The organism is Pseudomonas sp. KH_024_B2, from assembly GCF_057839965.1.
In genome coordinates this window covers 5,536,892-5,554,480 of record NZ_CM174502.1, presented here as the reverse complement: position 1 = coordinate 5,554,480, position 17,589 = coordinate 5,536,892, and the positions used below count along the sequence as shown (strand labels likewise).

The following is a 17,589-nucleotide window of genomic DNA, read 5'->3' as shown; positions in this document are numbered from 1 at the left end:
GTTGACTGACAAACCGCTATCGCGAGCAGGCTCGCTCCCACATTTGATCTCCAGTGTGACAAATCCCTCCGCCAAACTTATCAAGGCTTCGGCGGCTTGCTCGCATCCATTCCGAACCATTTTTCCGAAAGTGCCATTAGTCGACCATCGGCCTTGATGCGTTGCAGCGCCTTGTCGATGCTTGCCTGAAATGCCGGGTTACCTTTCTGAAAGGGGATCGCCAGGCTCAATGTCGGGCCGACGTTGGCGCCTTCTTTTACGGGCAGGCGGCTGTCACGAATGGCGTAAGGGACCAGCAGGCGGTCGCTGACGGCCGCGTCGATCTGCTTGTCCGCCACATCTCTGAGTGGTTGTTGCGCGTCGGGGTAGCTGCGCAGATCGACACCTTCGACCGTGCGCGTCTGTTCGGCGAACTGGCTGCTTTGCGCCACGCCCAGCGCCTGACCATTGAGTGCCAGCAGCGTGCCCAGCGGGCGCGGGTCTTCCTGGCGCACGATCAACTGCGCATTGGAATAGCTGTAAGGTTCGCTGAAATCGAAACGATCCTTGAGCTCCGGGGTCATTGCTATGTGGTTGATGGCCACATCGTACCTGCCGCTCTCGACGCCTTGCAGCAAGTCAGTCGAGTCCGTGACGACAAAGTCCGTCCGCACGTCCAGCTCGCTGGCGAGCATTTGGCCCAACTCGACCTCGAAGCCAGTGAGTTTGTCGTCATCCTTGAAGTTGAACGGTGGAGTATTGGCTTCCAGGGCAATGCGCAGCTCGCCGCGGTCATTGACATCGTCGATCAATTCGGCTTGAGCGTAAGGGGTCACTAGGGGCAGTAAAAGTAACAGGCCAGGCAAAAACCGCATGGTCACTCCTTTGAAATCGAATGTGCTGTGCGCGGGTTCTGGTGCGCTTTGCTATGGTGTTGAGAGCCTTCGACAACGAATTGCCACGAAGTTGTCTTAACCGTACAGATTTTCCGAAAAAACTGGAGAACAGAATGAACACCTTTATGTCTCGTGCTGCTTTGACCAGCCTGCTGCTGGGTGCTTCGATGCTGGCAAGCGCTGCGGATGGCATCCCGCGCACCCCGGCCCCCAAAGGCGCAGAGGTGCTCATCGTCTCTCCGGAAGACGGTGCCAAGGTGGGTCAAACCTTCAAGGTCAAGTTCGCTGTCAAGGATATCGCCCTGGCCCCCGCCGGCGACGAGACCAAAAACACCGGCCACCATCACCTGCTGATCGACGTCGACAAGCTACCGGCCGAGACCGCACCGATCCCGATGGACGCCAACCACATGCACTTCGGCAAGGCCCAGACCGAAGCCGAGGTCAAGCTGGCCCCAGGCAAGCATACCTTGCAGCTGGAACTGGGTGACAAAAACCATGTGCCGTTCGACCCGCCGATTGTCTCGAAAAAAATTACCGTGACCGTGGAATAACGATTCGCGGGCATGAAAAAGGGAGACCCCAAGGGTCTCCCTTTTTATTGGACGCTTGAAGCTTAGAACAACACGCGGCAACGGATGGTGCCGTTGACGTGTTGCAGCTTCTCTTGCGCCAGGTCCGAGTACTCGGCGTCGACGTCGATCACGACGTAGCCGACTTTCTCGTTGGTCTGCAGGAACTGACCGGAAATGTTGATACCGTTTTCGGCGAAGACCTTGTTGATCTCGCTCATCACACCCGGGATGTTCTGGTGGATGTGCAGCAAACGGTGCTTGCCAGGGTGAGCCGGCAGGGCCACTTCCGGGAAGTTGACCGAGGACACCGACGTACCGTTGTCGCTGTACTTGACCAGCTTCTCTGCCACTTCCAGACCGATGTTGGCTTGGGCTTCAGCGGTGGAACCGCCGATGTGCGGGGTCAGGATCACGTTGTCCAGGCCACGCAGCGGGCTTTCGAACTCTTCGTCGTTGGAGCGCGGCTCCACCGGGAATACGTCGATGGCCGCGCCGATCAGGTGCTTGTCCTTGATCGCGTCCGCCAGGGCTTGCAGTTCAACTACAGTGCCGCGAGCAGCGTTGATCAGAATGCCGCCCTTTTTGATCGCGCGGATTTCTTTCTCGCCGATCATCCACTGGGTCGCAGCGGTTTCCGGAACGTGCAGGGTGACGATGTCGGACATGCCCAGCAGCTCGGTCAGGCTGGCGACCTGAGTCGCGTTGCCCAATGGCAGCTTGGTGATGGTGTCGTAGAAGTACACCTGCATGCCGAGGCCTTCAGCCAGGACCGACAACTGCGTCCCGATCGAGCCGTAACCAACGATACCGAGCTTTTTGCCGCGGATTTCGAAGGAGTTGGCCGCGCTTTTGATCCAGCCGCCACGGTGGCAGGAAGCGTTCTTCTCGGGAATGCCGCGCAGCAACAGGATCGCTTCAGCCAGCACCAACTCGGCCACCGAACGGGTGTTGGAGTAAGGCGCGTTGAAGACCGCGATGCCGCGTTCGCGAGCAGCGTTGAGGTCGACCTGGTTGGTGCCGATGCAGAAGCAGCCAACAGCGACCAGTTTCTTCGCGTGATCGAAGATCTCTTCGGTCAGTTGAGTACGGGAGCGAATGCCGATGAAGTGAGCATCAGCGATCTTTTCCTTCAGCTGGGCTTCCGGCAGAGAACCGGTAAGGTACTCGATGCTGGTGTACCCGGCGGCCTTGAGGACGTCGACAGCGGATTGGTGGACGCCTTCGAGAAGAAGGAACTTGATCTTGCTCTTGTCGAGGGAAGTCTTGCTCATCTGCTTAAACCTGTGTCCCGGAGAAAAGTGGCAGGGGAAGTGGACAGCCTGAGCTGACCTGAACGGCATGACAGCCGTCACCGCAGAACGCCTTTGGGCACTATCCTGCGGGGGCGGTATGCTAGCATATGCACCCCGCTAAACACTCATTCCTGCGACGTGAAGCGTCTTCAGGATGACCATGAATTGTTCGAGAGTTCTGTCGATGACCAATCCTGCGCTGATTGATGAGCTGAAGACCCTGGTTGAGCCTGGCAAGGTACTGACCGATGCCGACTCCCTGAATGCTTACGGCAAGGATTGGACCAAGCATTTCGCGCCGGCCCCGACCGCCATCGTATTCCCGAAAACCACCGAGCAAGTCCAGGCCATCGTGCGCTGGGCCAATCAGCACAACATCGCGCTGGTGCCCTCCGGCGGACGTACCGGGTTGTCGGCGGCGGCGGTGGCGGCCAATGGCGAAGTCGTGGTGTCGTTCGACTATATGAACCAGATCCTCGACGTCAACCTGACTGACCGCACCGCGGTTTGTCAGCCGGGCGTGGTCACCGAGCACTTGCAGAACGTCGCCGAAGAAAAAGGCCTGTATTACCCGGTGGACTTCGCTTCGGCCGGTTCCAGCCAGATTGGCGGCAATATCGGCACCAATGCCGGCGGGATCAAGGTGATTCGCTACGGCATGACCCGCAATTGGGTCGCTGGCATGAAGGTCGTGACCGGCAAGGGCGATCTGCTGGAACTGAACAAAGACCTGATCAAGAACGCCACTGGCTACGACTTGCGTCAGCTGTTCATTGGCGCCGAAGGTACGCTGGGTTTCGTCGTTGAAGCCACCATGCGGCTGGATCGGGCACCGAAAAACCTTACTGCGATGGTCCTCGGCACTGCCGATTTCGACTCGATCATGCCGGTGTTGCACGCGTTCCAGAGCAAGCTGGATCTGACTGCCTTCGAATTTTTCTCCGACAAGGCATTGGCTAAAGTCCTGGCTCGCGGTGATGTGCCTGCGCCGTTCGAGTCCGATTGCCCGTTCTACGCGCTGCTGGAGTTCGAAGCGACCACTATCGATGTGGCCAACCACGCCCTGGAAACCTTCGAACACTGCGTCGAACAAGGCTGGGTCCTCGACGGCGTGATGAGCCAGAGCGAGTCGCAGCTGCAGAACCTCTGGAAGCTGCGCGAATACATTTCCGAAACCATTTCCCACTGGACGCCGTACAAGAACGACATTTCGGTCACTGTGTCGAAAGTCCCGGCCTTCCTGAAAGAAATTGACGCTATCGTCGGCGAACACTACCCGGACTTCGAAATTGTCTGGTTCGGCCACATTGGCGACGGCAATCTGCACTTGAACATCCTCAAGCCGGAAAATCTGAGCAAGGACGAGTTCTTCGCCAAGTGCGCGACCGTCAACAAGTGGGTGTTCGAAACCGTTGAGAAGTACAACGGCTCGATTTCCGCCGAACATGGTGTGGGCATGACCAAGCGCGATTACCTGACCTACAGCCGTTCGCCAGTCGAGATCGAATACATGAAAGCCGTCAAAGCGGTGTTCGACCCGAACGGGATCATGAACCCGGGCAAGATCTTCGCGGTTTGAAACACCTGATGAATTAACGAAGCAGGAGTCGCTAATGAGCTATCAGCACCAGTATGTCGACGGTACCCGTATCCACTTCCCGCTGGGGAAAGTGGTATGTATTGGTCGTAACTACGCCGAACACGCCAAGGAACTGGACAACCCGGTGCCCACCGAGCCGTTGCTGTTCATCAAGCCGGGCAGCTGTGTCGTTGCGCTTGAAGACAGTTTCACGATTCCGACCGAGCGTGGCTCTGTGCACTACGAGGCTGAAATTGCCGTGTTGATCGGCAAGCCGCTGTCGACCAGGCCGAGCCGCGAAGAAGTGCTCGACGCGATTTCCGGTTTTGCTCCGGCACTGGACCTGACCTTGCGCGACAAACAGGCGGAGCTGAAAGCCAAAGGCCTGCCATGGGAAATCGCCAAGTCGTTCGACGGTGCAGCCGTTCTGGCTCCGTTTGTGGTCAGCAGCAGCTTTGACGATCTGACCAACATCGGCATCCGCCTGACCATCAATGGCGAAGTCCGTCAGGATGGCAACAGCCGCGACATGCTCAACCCGATCGTGCCGATGATCCAGTACATGGCCGGCTGTTTCTCGCTGCAGGCCGGTGACGTGATCCTGACCGGCACCCCGGTGGGCGTCGGCCCGCTGAATGTCGGTGATGAGCTGGTGCTGGAATTGCCGGGCGTGAGCAGCTACAACTGCAGCGTTCGCTGATCTTGAACCGCTCTCGCAAGGGAATGAAAAGCCTTGTGGGAGCGGGCTTGGGTGGGAGCGGGCTTGCCCGCGAATGCGTCATCTCAGTCGATACATGTGCCGGGGCGAACATTGCCTTCGCGGGCAAGTCGGATCGCCGCACCGCCGCTCCCACAGGTCTTGCCCTGTTTCAGGTCCTGCCTGTTTTTTTCCTTTTTTTCACATGTCGTCCGGATAATTCTTCGGCCACAGCATGATTTTCTGAAAGGCTTCCTCAATGACCACGCAATCTGTCCCTACGCTTGAAACGGGTCGCCGCTCCCGCCTCGCCCTGCGCAGGTATTACTGGCTCTTGCTGGTCGGGGCGATGGTGTATGGCCTCGCGTTTGCGATGCATTGGGATGATCGGGGTGTGCTCTGGGTGCAAGAGCGTTTCAAAACCCCGGCCGAACGCAAAGAGAGTGTCTGGCTGCCGGACTATCGCGCGGTGATCGATGCCAAGCTGTTGCCGGGCATGGAAAAGGATGAGGCCTCTGATCTTGTCTACAACCCGCTGACGAAAACCCTGTTTTCGGTCATGGGCAAAAATCCGTTTCTCGTCGAGCTGAACCTGCAAGGCGATGTGCTGCGCAAAATGCCGTTGATTGGCTGGAATAATCCGGAAGGCGTGACGATGATGGAAAACGGCTCGATGGCCATCGTCGATGAGCGTCAGCACAGTCTGGTGATCGTCAAAGTCGAACCGGAAACCCGTGAATTGAACATCGCCGACTTCCCGAAATACGACCTCGGCCCATCAAAAGACCAGAACAAGGCCTTCGAGGGGATCACCTGGGACCCTCGTAACCAGCAGCTGTTGCTGGGTGAGGAGCGCCCGCCGGCGTTGTTTACCTGGAAAAGCGACGGCAGCCAGACGCTCAAGGGCGACAAGCAAAAACTGCCGAGCAATGCGTTGGACATGCGCAATCTCTCGGCCCTGGCCATCGACCCGCGCACGGGTCATGCCCTGGTTCTGTCCGCCGATTCTCACTTGTTGCTCGAGCTGGATGAAAAGGGTGAACAGGTCAGCTTCATGACCTTGCTTGGCGGTTTCAATGGCCTGAAAGACACCATCCCCCGCGCCGAGGGCGTGACGATGGACGAGGCGGGCACTTTGTATATGGTTAGCGAACCGAACCTGTTTTATCGATTCGATAAAAAGTAGGATGGTTTGGGCTTTGTTGCAGGAGTTGTCCCGAGCTAAGCCTCCGTGCATTCACAATTAAGTTTGAATTCATAAAATCGTGGTATTTCATCCGCCCGTTTTGCTCTTGAGCTTGCCTGAATGCGCCGACTTGCCCGCCCTAAGCCTTTTTTGCTGTTTGTCGGTCTTGTCGTTCTGATGCTGCTGGGGTTGGCCGGGCAGCACTATCGATTTTTCGAACGCGGCTGGTTCAATCTGCAGACCTGGTGGCAGCCGGTTGATGCTCGGTCCATGGGCCTGGCAGATTACCGGGTGGCGCTTGAGGCCAAGGTCATCGAGGGACTGGATGACGATGTCTCGGCGCTGACCTACGATCCGGACCGAAACAGCCTGTTCACCGTCACCAATCAAAACTCCGAACTGATCGAACTGTCCCTCGACGGACGGATTCTTCGTCGTGTGCATTTGATCGGTTTTGGCGATCCGGAAGCTGTGGAGTTCATCAGCGCCAATACTTATGTGATTACCGATGAGCGTCAGCAACGGCTGATCAAGGTTCACCTGGATGACGACACGGTTTTCCTCGACGCGGCAGACGCAGAGCAAATCACCCTTGGCGTGCACATGAGCAGTAACAAGGGATTTGAAGGTCTGGCTTACGATTCGGTGGGTAAGCGGCTATTCGTCGCCAAGGAACGCGACCCGATGCTGATCTATGAAGTGCAGGGTTTCCCGCATTACAACCCGGAGAAGTCCTACGCGGTTCATGTGGTCAACAACCCCAGGCGCGATGCCGGTTTGTTTGTCCGCGATCTGTCCAGCCTGCAATACGATGAGCGCAGCGGCCATTTGCTGGCGCTGTCCGATGAGTCGAGACTGGTTCTGGAGCTGGATGTCGACGGCCGACCGTTGAGCACAATGTCGCTGAGCAAGGGGCGTCAGGGGCTGCAGGAGACCGTACCGCAAGCGGAAGGGATCGCCATGGACAACGACGGCACCCTCTACCTCGTCAGCGAACCCAACCTGTTTTACGTCTTCAAGAAGCCACAGCCCTGAACAACACCGCATACCCCCTGTGGGAGCGGGCTTGCCCGCGAAGGCGGTGTGTCAGTCAACTGTGATGTTGAAGCTGATGGCCTTTTCGCGGGCAAGCCCGCTCCCACAGTTATTTCATCTGCCCACAAGAGTGGGGGCAGTCTGGCTTATCGAGCGCGCAGGGTTTTCACGCCTTCGCTGGTGCCCAGCAGCAGCAGGTCGGCCGGACGCGCCGCGAACAAGCCATTGGTGACCACGCCGACGATGGCGTTGATCTGGCACTCCAGTTCAACCGGATTGGTGATCTGCATGTTGAACACGTCGAGGATGATGTTGCCGTTGTCGGTCAACACGCCTTCACGGTAAACCGGGTCGCCGCCCAGCTTCACCAGCTCGCGGGCCACGTGGCTGCGGGCCATCGGAATCACTTCGACCGGCAGCGGGAAGGCACCCAGCACCGGTACCAGTTTGCTGGCGTCGGCGATGCAGATGAAGGTCTTGGCCACGGCCGCGACGATCTTCTCGCGGGTCAGGGCTGCGCCGCCGCCCTTGATCAGGTTCAGGTGTTCGTCGCTTTCATCGGCGCCATCGACGTAGAACTCCAGGTCGCTGACGGTATTGAGCTCATACACCGGAATGCCGTGGCCCTTGAGGCGTGCGGCGGTGGCTTCGGAGCTGGCGACCGCGCCGTCGAACGCGCCCTTGTGCAAGGCCAGGGCGTCGATGAAGCAGTTGGCGGTGGAGCCGGTGCCGACCCCGATGACGCTCTTGTCGTCGAGTTTCGGAAGGATGAAGTCGACGGCGGCCTGAGCCACTGCCTGTTTGAGTTGATCCTGGGTCATGCGGGCTCCGAAAGCGGGCAGAGGGGGAACGAAAGGCCGGCATTATAGCCGTATACCCGGTTAAAACCTCTGGATTCGTGTGGTCGCACGGCCGAACGCTGGGTTAGACTCCTTGGCCCTGCCCAACCCGCTCAGTGATGCTTTCCGATGCTCGAACAGTACGTCAAGAAGATCCTCACCTCGCGCGTTTATGACGTTGCCGTGGAAACCCCATTGCAGACTGCCCGCCAGCTCTCCGAGCGGCTGGGCAATGAGATCTGGCTCAAGCGTGAAGACTTGCAGCCCGTGTTCTCGTTCAAGATTCGCGGCGCTTACAACAAACTCACCCAGTTGACCGATGAAGAGCGTGCCCGCGGTGTGGTCACCGCATCGGCCGGCAACCACGCCCAGGGTCTGGCGCTTGCGGCCAAAGTGCTGGGGGTCAAGGCGATCATTGTGATGCCCAAGACCACCCCGGAGATCAAGGTCGAAGGCGTGCGTTCCCGTGGCGGCAAAGTAGTGCTGCACGGCGATAGCTTCCCGGAAGCATTGGCTTACTCGCTGAAACTGGTCGACGAAAAAGGCTACGTCTACATCCACCCTTACGATGATCCGCACACCATTGCCGGGCAGGGCACCGTGGCGATGGAGATTTTGCGCCAGCATCCGGGGCGCCTGGACGCCATATTCGTCCCGGTGGGCGGCGGTGGCCTGATCGCCGGGATCGCGGCGTATGTGAAATACCTGCGACCGGAAATCAAAATCATCGGCGTCGAACCAGATGATTCAAATTGCCTGCAAGCGGCCATGGCGGCCGGCGAGCGCGTGGTGTTGCCGACCGTCGGCCTCTTCGCCGATGGCGTGGCGGTGGCGCAGATCGGCCAGCACACCTTCGATATCTGCAAAGACTACGTCGATGAAGTGATCACCGTCAGCACCGACGAGATCTGCGCGGCAATCAAGGATATCTACGACGATACCCGCTCGATCACTGAGCCTGCCGGCGCGTTGGGCGTGGCCGGGATCAAGAAGTATGTCGAGTCGCGCGGCGTCACCGGCCAGACCCTGGTGGCGATCGACTCCGGCGCCAACGTCAACTTCGACCGCTTGCGCCATGTTGCCGAGCGCGCCGAGTTGGGTGAAGGCCGCGAAGCCATCATCGCCGTGACCATTCCGGAAAAGCCTGGCAGCTTCAAGGCGTTCTGCGAAGCCATCGGCAAACGTCAGATCACCGAATTCAACTATCGCTACAACACCGGCAGCGAAGCGCACATTTTCGTCGGCGTGCAGACGCACCCGGAAAACGATCCGCGCAGGGCGTTGATCGGTAGCCTCACCGAGCAGGGTTTTCCGGTGATCGACCTGACCGACAACGAGTTGGCCAAGTTGCACATCCGGCATATGGTCGGTGGTCATGCGGCGCGGGTCAGCGATGAGATAGTGCTGCGCTTCGAGTTCCCGGAGCGTCCGGGCGCGCTGTTCAACTTCCTCAACAAACTGGGCGGACGCTGGAATATTTCGATGTTCCATTACCGTAACCATGGCGCCGCGGACGGCCGAGTGGTCGCGGGCCTGCAAGTGCCTGCCGAAGAGCGCCATCTGGTGCCCGCGGCATTGGCGGAAATCGGCTACCCGTACTGGGATGAAAGCAACAATCCGGCGTATCAGCTGTTCCTCGGTTGAGCGACTACGCTGGTGGGCATGGCCTAAGGAATCGAATACATGGAAACGCTTACCACCCTGAAAATAGTCCATGTCATGGCGACAGTGCTGTTCCTGGGCAGTGCACTGGGGCTGGCGATCTGGGTCTGGCGCGCTCGCCGTAATGGCGACGCGACGATTCACGCCCGGACCTTGCAGCGGCCGTGGCTGTTTGTTTGGCTGGTGATGGGGGTCTGCCTGCTCAGCATGCCGTTCAGCGGCTGGTGGCTGGCGCATCTGGTGGGCTGGCCATTGGGGCAGACCTGGGTTCTGGCCTCCAGCGTGATCTACACCTTGGGCGTGCTGAGCTGGTTCTGGCTGCTGGTGCGGCTCAATCGCCTGCGCAAGGCGCCGGCGGGTAGCAATGGGAAGCTCACCCTGGCATTGGCGTTGTTCAGCTTTGTATGTTTTATCGCCATTGCAGGGTTAATGGGCGCCAAGCCGGTTTAAGGCTTGGGACCGCGTTGCCTTCATCGCGAGCAAGCTCGCTCCCACATTAGATTTTCAGCGAAAACGGATTTTGTGTACGACCGAGATCGAGTGTGGGAGCGAGCTTGCTCGCGAAAGCGGTTTCAGCCGCGCAGCGTGATCACCGGCCAACCCCGTTTTTCAGCCTCGGCCCGCAAATTCGGGTCCGGATCCACCGCCACCGGATGGGTCACCAGCTCCAGCAACGACAAATCATTCATCGAGTCGCTGTAAAAATAGCTGTCTTCCAGGCTAAGCCCGGTTTCTTCCAGCCAACGGTTCATTCGCGTCACCTTGCCCTCGCGAAAACACGGGATGTCAGTGCTGCGCCCGCTATAGCGACCGTCGACCATCTCGCATTCGGTGGCGATCAGGGTTTCGACGCCCAGGCGTGCGGCAATCGGCCCGGTGACGAAACGGTTGGTGGCGGTGATGATCACCAGCTTGTCACCGGCGGCCCTGTGTCTGGCCAGTAATTCAATGCCCTTGGGCAGTACTATCGGTTCTATGCAATCGCGCATGTAGTCGCTATGCCACTCATCCAGCACGGCCATCTCGGTGCGGCCGAGGACTTCCAGGCAGAAGTTCAGGTACGCGGCGTTATCCAGCTTGCCGGCCAGGTAGTCCTGGTAGAACTCATCGTTGCGTGCTTTGTAGGTGACGGCGTCGAGGAAGCCTCTTTCACACAGGTAATCGCCCCAGGCGTGGTCACTGTCACCACCCAAAAGCGTGTTGTCCAAGTCGAATAAAGCCAGGCGCATTGCAGTTACTCGCTGAAAAGTCTGTAAAAAGGCCTCCAGAATACGGACTTTTCACAAGAGTGCACATAAGGTAGGCCGGCTCGTTGCTGCTTTCACAACCTTTGTGGAACAATGCGGCGACATGCGTTTGCGAGGTTGCTGCCGTGATCGACCCCGATGGTTTTCGCCCCAATGTCGGGATCATTCTGACGAATGATGCCGGCCAGGTGCTATGGGCTCGCCGTATCAATCAAGATGCCTGGCAGTTTCCGCAGGGTGGTATCAACCCTCAGGAGACGCCGGAAGACGCCTTGTACCGCGAGTTGAACGAAGAAGTGGGTCTGGAACGCGAAGATGTGCAAATTCTCGCCTGTACCCGGGGCTGGTTGCGCTATCGTTTGCCGCAACGTCTGGTGAGGACGCACAGCCAACCGCTGTGCATCGGCCAGAAACAGAAATGGTTTCTCCTGCGCCTGGTCTCCAACGAGCAGCGGGTGCGGATGGATTTGACCGGTAAACCGGAGTTCGATGGCTGGCGCTGGGTCAGTTATTGGTATCCGTTGGGCCAGGTGGTGACATTCAAGCGCGAGGTGTATCGACGCGCTCTCAAAGAGCTTGCCCCGCGCCTTTTAGCGCGCGACTGACGACGGAGTTCGACCCCGAGCCATGCTCAATACGCTGCGCAAGATCGTCCAGGAAGTTAACTCCGCCAAGGATCTCAAGGCGGCGTTGGGGATTATTGTGTTGCGCGTCAAGGAAGCCATGGGCAGCCAAGTCTGCTCGGTCTATCTGCTGGACCCTGAGACCAACCGCTTCGTGCTGATGGCCACCGAGGGCTTGAACAAGCGCTCGATCGGCAAGGTCAGCATGGCGCCCAATGAAGGTCTGGTTGGCCTGGTCGGCACGCGTGAAGAACCCCTGAACCTCGAGAACGCCGCTGATCACCCGCGTTATCGTTACTTCGCCGAAACCGGTGAGGAGCGCTTCGCCTCATTCCTTGGCGCACCGATCATTCACCACCGTCGCGTTGTCGGCGTGCTGGTCATTCAGCAAAAAGAACGTCGCCAGTTCGATGAAGGCGAAGAAGCTTTCCTGGTGACCATGAGCGCTCAGCTCGCCGGGGTTATCGCTCACGCTGAAGCCACTGGCTCGATCCGCGGTCTGGGTCGTCAAGGCAAAGGTATTCAGGAAGCAAAGTTCGTCGGCGTACCCGGTTCGCCCGGTGCGGCGGTCGGTACTGCGGTGGTCATGCTGCCGCCGGCGGATCTGGACGTGGTGCCGGACAAAACCATCACCGATATCGAGGCCGAGCTGGGGCTGTTCAAGACCGCGATTGAAGGTGTGCGCGCCGACATGCGTACGCTGTCTGCCAAGCTGGCCACTCAGCTGCGTCCAGAAGAACGTGCGCTGTTCGACGTCTACCTGATGATGCTCGACGACGCTTCGCTGGGCAGTGAAGTGACTACCGTGATCAAGACCGGTCAGTGGGCCCAGGGCGCCTTGCGTCAGGTGGTCACCGATCACGTCAACCGTTTCGAATTGATGGACGACGCCTACCTGCGCGAGCGGGCATCGGACGTCAAAGACCTCGGTCGCCGCCTCCTGGCTTATCTGCAAGAGGAGCGTCAGCAGACGCTGGTCTACCCCGACAACTCCATTCTGATCAGCGAAGAACTGACGCCGGCGATGCTCGGCGAGGTGCCGGAAGGCAAGCTGGTGGGTCTGGTGTCGGTCCTGGGCTCGGGCAACTCCCACGTGGCAATCCTGGCCCGGGCCATGGGTATTCCGACGGTGATGGGTCTGGTTGACCTGCCATATTCCAAGGTCGACGGCATTCAGATGATCGTCGACGGCTACCACGGCGAGGTTTACACCAACCCGAGTGAGGTGCTGCGCAAGCAATTCGCCGAGATTGTCGAAGAAGAGCGGCAACTGGCCCTGGGGCTGGATGCACTGCGTGACTTGCCGTGCGTGACCCTCGATGGCCACCGCATGCCGTTGTGGGTCAACACCGGCCTGCTGGCGGACGTGGCGCGGGCGCAGAAGCGCGGCGCCGAGGGTGTGGGGCTGTACCGCACCGAAGTGCCGTTCATGATCAATCAGCGCTTCCCGAGCGAAAAGGAGCAGCTGGCGATTTATCGCGAGCAACTCGCCGCCTTCCATCCGCAACCGGTGACCATGCGCAGCCTGGACATCGGCGGCGATAAGTCGCTGTCGTATTTCCCGATCAAGGAAGACAACCCGTTCCTCGGCTGGCGCGGGATTCGCGTCACCCTCGACCACCCGGAAATCTTCCTGGTCCAGACCCGCGCCATGCTCAAGGCCAGCGAGGGTCTGAACAACCTGCGCATTCTGCTGCCGATGATCTCCGGTATCCATGAGCTGGAAGAGGCGCTGCACCTGATCCACCGCGCCTGGGGCGAAGTGCGCGACGAAGGCACCGACGTGCCGATGCCGCCGGTTGGCGTGATGATAGAAATTCCCGCTGCGGTGTATCAGACCAAGGAACTGGCGCGGCAGGTTGACTTCCTCTCGGTCGGCTCCAACGACCTGACCCAATACCTGCTGGCCGTGGACCGCAACAACCCACGGGTCGCCGATCTCTACGACTACCTGCACCCAGCGGTGCTGCAAGCCTTGCAGAACGTGGTGCGTGACGCCCATGCCGAAGGCAAGCCAGTGAGTATCTGCGGCGAGATGGCCGGTGATCCGGCAGCGGCGGTATTGCTGATGGCGATGGGTTTCGACAGTCTGTCGATGAACGCCACCAACCTGCCGAAAGTGAAGTGGATGCTGCGCCAGATCAACCTGAGCAGGGCCAAGGAATTGTTGGCCGAGCTGATGACTATCGACAACCCGCAAGTTATCCACAGCTCGCTGCAACTGGCGCTGAAGAATCTCGGGTTGTCGCGGATGATCAGCCCGGCGTCGATGAAGCCGATTTAATTCGCTGGCATCCAGTTAAACTGCATCGAGGCCTTCGCGGGCAAGCCCGCTCCCACAAGTAATACTCAGAACCTGTGGGAGCGGGCTTGCCCGCGAAGACGTCAGACCAATCTAAACCCGCACCTCAACCTCCCCCAAATGCCCGCCATAGGGCCCGAAACTGCGCTCGACGATGTGCCGAGAGCCATCGGCGTGAACGATCAGCGCAGTGCTGGCGCGAGTGCCATAGCTGGGACTTGCGATAAACACACTCGACAGCAGGCTCTCGGTCGCCAGGCCAACCCCGGTATCGGGCAACTCGGCGAAGGGCGCGATCTGTGGATCGTTCAACAGCGCGAGCAGCGCCTGGGGCTGCGGATCATCCAGTACCTCGCTCAATGCCGCCTTGGCCTTGAGCACTTTCGGCCATGGCGTATCGAGCCCGGCATTGGAGAGTCCGTAGACCCCTGCCGCCAAACGCCTGGGCTCAGACTCCAGTGCGTTGTAGTGCCATAATTCGTTTGCAGTACCCACTAGCAGGTTGAACCCGGCATATTCCAGCGATCTGCCGACAACGTCGGCTAAATAGTCTTCAACCGGCATTTCCCCGCAGAGAAAGCGCGCCACCAGTTCACCCCGTGATCGACGCGCCACAGGCTTTTGGGGATTACGGATATTGGTCAGCGCCGCAAAGCGTCCAGTGGCACCGACTCCCAGCCAGGTGCCTCCCGCCTCCAGGTCTCGACCGGCATAAACCTGCGGCGCCTCCGGCCATTGCGCGAACGGCAGGCTGGGACGGGCGTAGAACTCATCGCGGTTGGCGGCCACAACCAGCGGCTGGGCATGGCCGGGGCGCCAGGCGAATACGATCAGGCACATAAGGTTATCCCTTTGTGTTTTTTGCCCACTCTACGCACAGATCAGGCGGGTATCCATCGTCATCCAGTGGAGCCCAAGGCCATGCATCCGTTACCATGCCGAACTTATTTCGGGATGCACCCATGGAATTTCTGCTCTATCTGCTGCTGGGCGCCTGTGCGGGCGTGCTGGCCGGGCTGTTTGGCGTTGGCGGCGGAATCATCATAGTCCCGGTGCTGGTGTTCAGTTTCACCGTGCAAGGCTTCGATGCATCGGTGCTGACTCACCTGGCGGTCGGTACCTCCCTGGCGACGATTATCTTCACCTCGGTCAACGCAGTCCGCGAGCATCACAGCAAGCGCGCGGTGCGCTGGCCAATCTTTGTCTGGATGACCGTCGGGATCCTCGTTGGTGCTGGTTTCGGCGCGCTGACGGCCGAGACCATCTCGGGGCCGAACCTGCAGAAAATCATCGGCGTGTTCGCCCTGGTCATCGCCGTGCAACTGGCGCTGGACTTCAAACCCAAGGCCAGCCGAACCGTTCCCGGAAAGCTCGGTCTGACCCTGGCTGGCAGCGTGATCGGCTGGGCCTCGGCGATTTTCGGTATTGGCGGCGGTTCGTTGACCGTACCGTTCCTGACCTGGCGTAGCGTGCCGATGCAGCAGGCGGTGGCCACTTCATCGGCCTGCGGCCTGCCCATTGCTCTGGCCAGTGCATTAAGTTTCATGATTCTGGGCTGGCATGATCCGCTGCTGCCAGCTCATAGCCTGGGCTTCATTTATTTACCCGCGCTGCTCGGGATTGCCCTGACCAGCATGGTTTTCGCGCGTTATGGCGCACGTCTGGCACACAAGCTGTCGCCGCGTTTACTAAAAAGAATGTTCGCCGCCTTGCTGTTTTGCGTGGGTTTGAATTTTCTGCTCTGACAGCGCGTCGCAATATTGGCTTAATCCAGGTCTGGCATGGTCCGGCCTGGAATTTTGAGTTTGCTGATCTAACGAGGAGTCGTAATGCTGCCTTACCCGCAGATTGACCCGGTGGCCCTGGCCATCGGCCCGCTGAAAATCCACTGGTACGGCCTGATGTACCTGGTCGGTATCGGTGGTGCCTGGCTGCTGGCGTCGCGCCGGATGAACCGTTTCGACCCGACCTGGACCAAGGAGAAACTCTCCGACATGGTCTTCTGGATGTCGATGGGGGTCATTCTCGGCGGTCGACTGGGTTATGTGCTGTTCTACGATCTGCATGCCTACCTGGCCAATCCGACCCTGATCCTCGAAGTGTGGAAAGGTGGTATGTCGTTCCACGGCGGTTTTATCGGGGTCATGCTGGCGGCCTGGTGGTTCGGCAAGCGCAACGGCAAGTCGTTCTTCGAGCTGATGGACTTCGTCGCGCCGATGGTGCCGATTGGCTTGGGTGCCGGGCGCATTGGCAACTTCATCAATGCCGAGTTGTGGGGCAAGGCGACTGACGTGCCTTGGGCGATGATTTTCCCAACCGATGAGTTGCAACTGGCGCGTCACCCGTCGCAGCTGTACCAGTTCGCACTGGAAGGCGTCGCGCTGTTCGCTATCCTATGGTTATTCTCGCGCAAACCGCGGCCGACCATGGCCGTGTCCGGGATGTTTGCGTTGTTCTACGGAATCTTCCGCTTCATCGTCGAGTTCGTCCGGGTACCGGACGCCCAGCTCGGCTATCTGGCGTGGAACTGGCTGACCATGGGTCAGGTGCTGTGCCTGCCGATGATCATCGGTGGCCTGGCCTTGATCTGGCTGGCGTATCATCGCACTCCGGCGAGCAAAAGCGCCGCGCTTTAAATTCGAATCGCAGGGCTCGCGCCCTGTATTCAAAGGACACAGGTAATACATGAAGCAATATCTCGATCTGGTCGCCGATGTCATCAAGAACGGCACCAAACAGGCCAACCGCACTGGCGTGAACACCATCAGTTTGCCCGGCGCCATGCTGCGCTTTGATCTGAAGGAAGGTTTCCCGGCGATCACCACCCGCAAAATGGCCTTCAAATCGGCCATCGGCGAGATGGTCGGATTTCTGCGTAGGGTGAACAACGCTGCTGAATTCCGTGCCTTGGGCTGCAAGGTCTGGGACCAGAACGCCAACGAAAATGCCCAGTGGCTGGCTAACCCGTTCCGTCAGGGCGACGACGATCTGGGCGAGATCTACGGCGTGCAATGGCGCAAATGGCCGGCGTACAAGCAGATCAATACCAGTAATGAACCCGCTATCGAACTGGCGTTAAGTCAGGGCTACCGGCAGATCGCCGAAGGTAGAGAAAACGGTCAGGCTTATGTGGTGTTGTACAAGGCCATCGACCAGATTCGCCAGTGCGTCGACACCATCATCAAGGATCCGGGCAGCCGACGGATCCTGTTCCACGGCTGGAACTGCGCCCAGCTCGATGAAATGGCCTTGCCGCCGTGCCACCTGCTGTATCAGTTCCACCCGAATGTCGAAACCAAAGAGATTTCTTTGACCCTTTACATCCGTTCCAATGATTTGGGCCTCGGCACACCGTTCAACCTGACCGAGGGCGCGGCGCTGCTCAGCCTGATCGGCCGCCTGACCGGCTACACGCCGCGCTGGTTCACCTATTTCATCGGTGATGCCCACGTCTACGAAAACCACCTGGACATGCTCAATGAACAGCTCACCCGTGAGCCGTTCCCGATGCCGAAACTGGTGATTTCCGAGCGCGTGCCGGAGTTTGCCAGGACCGGTGTGTACCAGCCGGAGTGGCTGGAGCAGATCGAGCCGAGCGATTTCTCGCTGGAAGGCTATGAGCACCACGCGCCGATGACCGCGCCGATGGCGGTTTGATCTGAATCTACAGTGACCCT

Annotated in this window: 17 protein-coding genes; 12 read left to right on the top strand and 5 right to left on the bottom strand. The window is 59.1% G+C overall.

What is annotated here, in order from left to right:
- Positions 1-80: 80 nt before the first annotated feature.
- The gene (locus tag AC3I0A_RS25845; protein ID WP_489375343.1) at positions 81-854 is read right to left on the bottom strand and encodes a transporter substrate-binding domain-containing protein; all 774 of its coding nucleotides are present in this window, start codon (positions 852-854) and stop codon (positions 81-83) included.
- A gap of 134 nt (positions 855-988) precedes the next feature.
- Between AC3I0A_RS25845 and AC3I0A_RS25840 the strand changes: the two genes are divergently transcribed.
- Positions 989-1,429: a DUF4399 domain-containing protein gene (locus AC3I0A_RS25840; RefSeq protein WP_489375342.1), complete on the top strand. Its 441-nt coding sequence runs from the start codon at positions 989-991 to the stop codon at positions 1,427-1,429.
- Between the two features lie 62 nt (positions 1,430-1,491).
- On the opposite strand, the gene serA is transcribed toward AC3I0A_RS25840, so the two are convergent.
- Positions 1,492-2,721 carry a phosphoglycerate dehydrogenase gene (gene serA / locus AC3I0A_RS25835; RefSeq protein WP_489375341.1) on the bottom strand — a complete coding sequence of 410 codons (1,230 nt, stop codon included), beginning with the start codon at positions 2,719-2,721 and terminating at the stop codon, positions 1,492-1,494.
- 205 nt (positions 2,722-2,926) lie between these two features.
- On the opposite strand from serA, the gene AC3I0A_RS25830 reads away from it, so the two are divergent.
- The 4 genes from AC3I0A_RS25830 (at position 2,927) to AC3I0A_RS25815 (ending at position 7,239) form a co-directional block, all read left to right on the top strand.
- On the top strand, positions 2,927-4,321 hold the full coding sequence (locus AC3I0A_RS25830; protein WP_489375340.1) for an FAD-binding oxidoreductase: 1,395 nt from the start codon (positions 2,927-2,929) through the stop codon (positions 4,319-4,321).
- Between the two features lie 34 nt (positions 4,322-4,355).
- On the top strand, positions 4,356-5,021 hold the full coding sequence (locus AC3I0A_RS25825; RefSeq protein WP_489375339.1) for a fumarylacetoacetate hydrolase family protein: 666 nt from the start codon (positions 4,356-4,358) through the stop codon (positions 5,019-5,021).
- Between the two features lie 256 nt (positions 5,022-5,277).
- Positions 5,278-6,204 carry an SdiA-regulated domain-containing protein gene (locus AC3I0A_RS25820; protein ID WP_489375338.1) on the top strand — a complete coding sequence of 309 codons (927 nt, stop codon included), beginning with the start codon at positions 5,278-5,280 and terminating at the stop codon, positions 6,202-6,204.
- Between the two features lie 120 nt (positions 6,205-6,324).
- Entirely contained in the window at positions 6,325-7,239 is a 915-nt protein-coding gene (locus AC3I0A_RS25815) for an SdiA-regulated domain-containing protein (protein ID WP_489375337.1), read from the top strand.
- A 146-nt stretch (positions 7,240-7,385) separates the two neighbouring features.
- On the opposite strand, the gene rpiA is transcribed toward AC3I0A_RS25815, so the two are convergent.
- Positions 7,386-8,060: a ribose-5-phosphate isomerase RpiA gene (gene rpiA / locus AC3I0A_RS25810; protein WP_489375336.1), complete on the bottom strand. Its 675-nt coding sequence runs from the start codon at positions 8,058-8,060 to the stop codon at positions 7,386-7,388.
- Between the two features lie 147 nt (positions 8,061-8,207).
- Between rpiA and ilvA the strand changes: the two genes are divergently transcribed.
- Positions 8,208-9,722: a threonine ammonia-lyase, biosynthetic gene (gene ilvA / locus AC3I0A_RS25805; protein WP_489375335.1), complete on the top strand. Its 1,515-nt coding sequence runs from the start codon at positions 8,208-8,210 to the stop codon at positions 9,720-9,722.
- Between the two features lie 39 nt (positions 9,723-9,761).
- On the top strand, positions 9,762-10,190 hold the full coding sequence (locus AC3I0A_RS25800) for a DUF2269 domain-containing protein (RefSeq protein ID WP_489375334.1): 429 nt from the start codon (positions 9,762-9,764) through the stop codon (positions 10,188-10,190).
- 122 nt (positions 10,191-10,312) lie between these two features.
- On the opposite strand, the gene AC3I0A_RS25795 is transcribed toward AC3I0A_RS25800, so the two are convergent.
- On the bottom strand, positions 10,313-10,969 hold the full coding sequence (locus AC3I0A_RS25795; RefSeq protein WP_489375333.1) for a histidinol-phosphatase: 657 nt from the start codon (positions 10,967-10,969) through the stop codon (positions 10,313-10,315).
- 143 nt (positions 10,970-11,112) lie between these two features.
- Here AC3I0A_RS25795 and AC3I0A_RS25790 point away from each other — a divergent pair, with 143 nt between their 5' ends.
- On the top strand, positions 11,113-11,592 hold the full coding sequence (locus AC3I0A_RS25790; RefSeq protein WP_150806187.1) for an RNA pyrophosphohydrolase: 480 nt from the start codon (positions 11,113-11,115) through the stop codon (positions 11,590-11,592).
- A 22-nt stretch (positions 11,593-11,614) separates the two neighbouring features.
- Positions 11,615-13,894, top strand: coding sequence for a phosphoenolpyruvate--protein phosphotransferase (gene ptsP, locus AC3I0A_RS25785; protein WP_489375332.1), 2,280 nt, complete (start codon positions 11,615-11,617; stop codon positions 13,892-13,894).
- Between the two features lie 111 nt (positions 13,895-14,005).
- On the opposite strand, the gene AC3I0A_RS25780 is transcribed toward ptsP, so the two are convergent.
- Positions 14,006-14,752 (bottom strand): NRDE family protein, encoded by a 747-nt coding sequence (locus tag AC3I0A_RS25780; RefSeq protein ID WP_489375331.1) that lies wholly within the window; start codon positions 14,750-14,752, stop codon positions 14,006-14,008.
- Positions 14,753-14,874: 122 nt separating this feature from the next.
- Here AC3I0A_RS25780 and AC3I0A_RS25775 point away from each other — a divergent pair, with 122 nt between their 5' ends.
- From AC3I0A_RS25775 to AC3I0A_RS25765, 3 genes are all read left to right on the top strand, one after another.
- Positions 14,875-15,657 (top strand): sulfite exporter TauE/SafE family protein, encoded by a 783-nt coding sequence (locus tag AC3I0A_RS25775; protein ID WP_489375330.1) that lies wholly within the window; start codon positions 14,875-14,877, stop codon positions 15,655-15,657.
- An 84-nt stretch (positions 15,658-15,741) separates the two neighbouring features.
- A complete protein-coding gene (gene lgt / locus AC3I0A_RS25770) occupies positions 15,742-16,548 on the top strand; it encodes a prolipoprotein diacylglyceryl transferase (protein ID WP_489375329.1) in 807 nt (268 codons plus the stop codon).
- Positions 16,549-16,597: 49 nt separating this feature from the next.
- On the top strand, positions 16,598-17,569 hold the full coding sequence (locus tag AC3I0A_RS25765; RefSeq protein ID WP_489375328.1) for a thymidylate synthase: 972 nt from the start codon (positions 16,598-16,600) through the stop codon (positions 17,567-17,569).
- The last annotated feature ends 20 nt before the right edge of the window (positions 17,570-17,589 follow it).

What these genes read in the sequence shown, in the direction of transcription:
- AC3I0A_RS25845 (WP_489375343.1), bottom strand. Translation starts at nt 854, where the DNA reads ATGCGGTTTTTGCCTGGCCTGTTACTTTTACTGCCCCTAGTGACCCCT.
- AC3I0A_RS25840 (WP_489375342.1), top strand. Translation starts at nt 989, where the DNA reads ATGAACACCTTTATGTCTCGTGCTGCTTTGACCAGCCTGCTGCTGGGT.
- serA (WP_489375341.1), bottom strand. Translation starts at nt 2,721, where the DNA reads ATGAGCAAGACTTCCCTCGACAAGAGCAAGATCAAGTTCCTTCTTCTC.
- AC3I0A_RS25830 (WP_489375340.1), top strand. Translation starts at nt 2,927, where the DNA reads ATGACCAATCCTGCGCTGATTGATGAGCTGAAGACCCTGGTTGAGCCT.
- AC3I0A_RS25825 (WP_489375339.1), top strand. Translation starts at nt 4,356, where the DNA reads ATGAGCTATCAGCACCAGTATGTCGACGGTACCCGTATCCACTTCCCG.
- AC3I0A_RS25820 (WP_489375338.1), top strand. Translation starts at nt 5,278, where the DNA reads ATGACCACGCAATCTGTCCCTACGCTTGAAACGGGTCGCCGCTCCCGC.
- AC3I0A_RS25815 (WP_489375337.1), top strand. Translation starts at nt 6,325, where the DNA reads ATGCGCCGACTTGCCCGCCCTAAGCCTTTTTTGCTGTTTGTCGGTCTT.
- rpiA (WP_489375336.1), bottom strand. Translation starts at nt 8,060, where the DNA reads ATGACCCAGGATCAACTCAAACAGGCAGTGGCTCAGGCCGCCGTCGAC.
- ilvA (WP_489375335.1), top strand. Translation starts at nt 8,208, where the DNA reads ATGCTCGAACAGTACGTCAAGAAGATCCTCACCTCGCGCGTTTATGAC.
- AC3I0A_RS25800 (WP_489375334.1), top strand. Translation starts at nt 9,762, where the DNA reads ATGGAAACGCTTACCACCCTGAAAATAGTCCATGTCATGGCGACAGTG.
- AC3I0A_RS25795 (WP_489375333.1), bottom strand. Translation starts at nt 10,969, where the DNA reads ATGCGCCTGGCTTTATTCGACTTGGACAACACGCTTTTGGGTGGTGAC.
- ptsP (WP_489375332.1), top strand. Translation starts at nt 11,615, where the DNA reads ATGCTCAATACGCTGCGCAAGATCGTCCAGGAAGTTAACTCCGCCAAG.
- AC3I0A_RS25780 (WP_489375331.1), bottom strand. Translation starts at nt 14,752, where the DNA reads ATGTGCCTGATCGTATTCGCCTGGCGCCCCGGCCATGCCCAGCCGCTG.
- AC3I0A_RS25775 (WP_489375330.1), top strand. Translation starts at nt 14,875, where the DNA reads ATGGAATTTCTGCTCTATCTGCTGCTGGGCGCCTGTGCGGGCGTGCTG.
- lgt (WP_489375329.1), top strand. Translation starts at nt 15,742, where the DNA reads ATGCTGCCTTACCCGCAGATTGACCCGGTGGCCCTGGCCATCGGCCCG.
- AC3I0A_RS25765 (WP_489375328.1), top strand. Translation starts at nt 16,598, where the DNA reads ATGAAGCAATATCTCGATCTGGTCGCCGATGTCATCAAGAACGGCACC.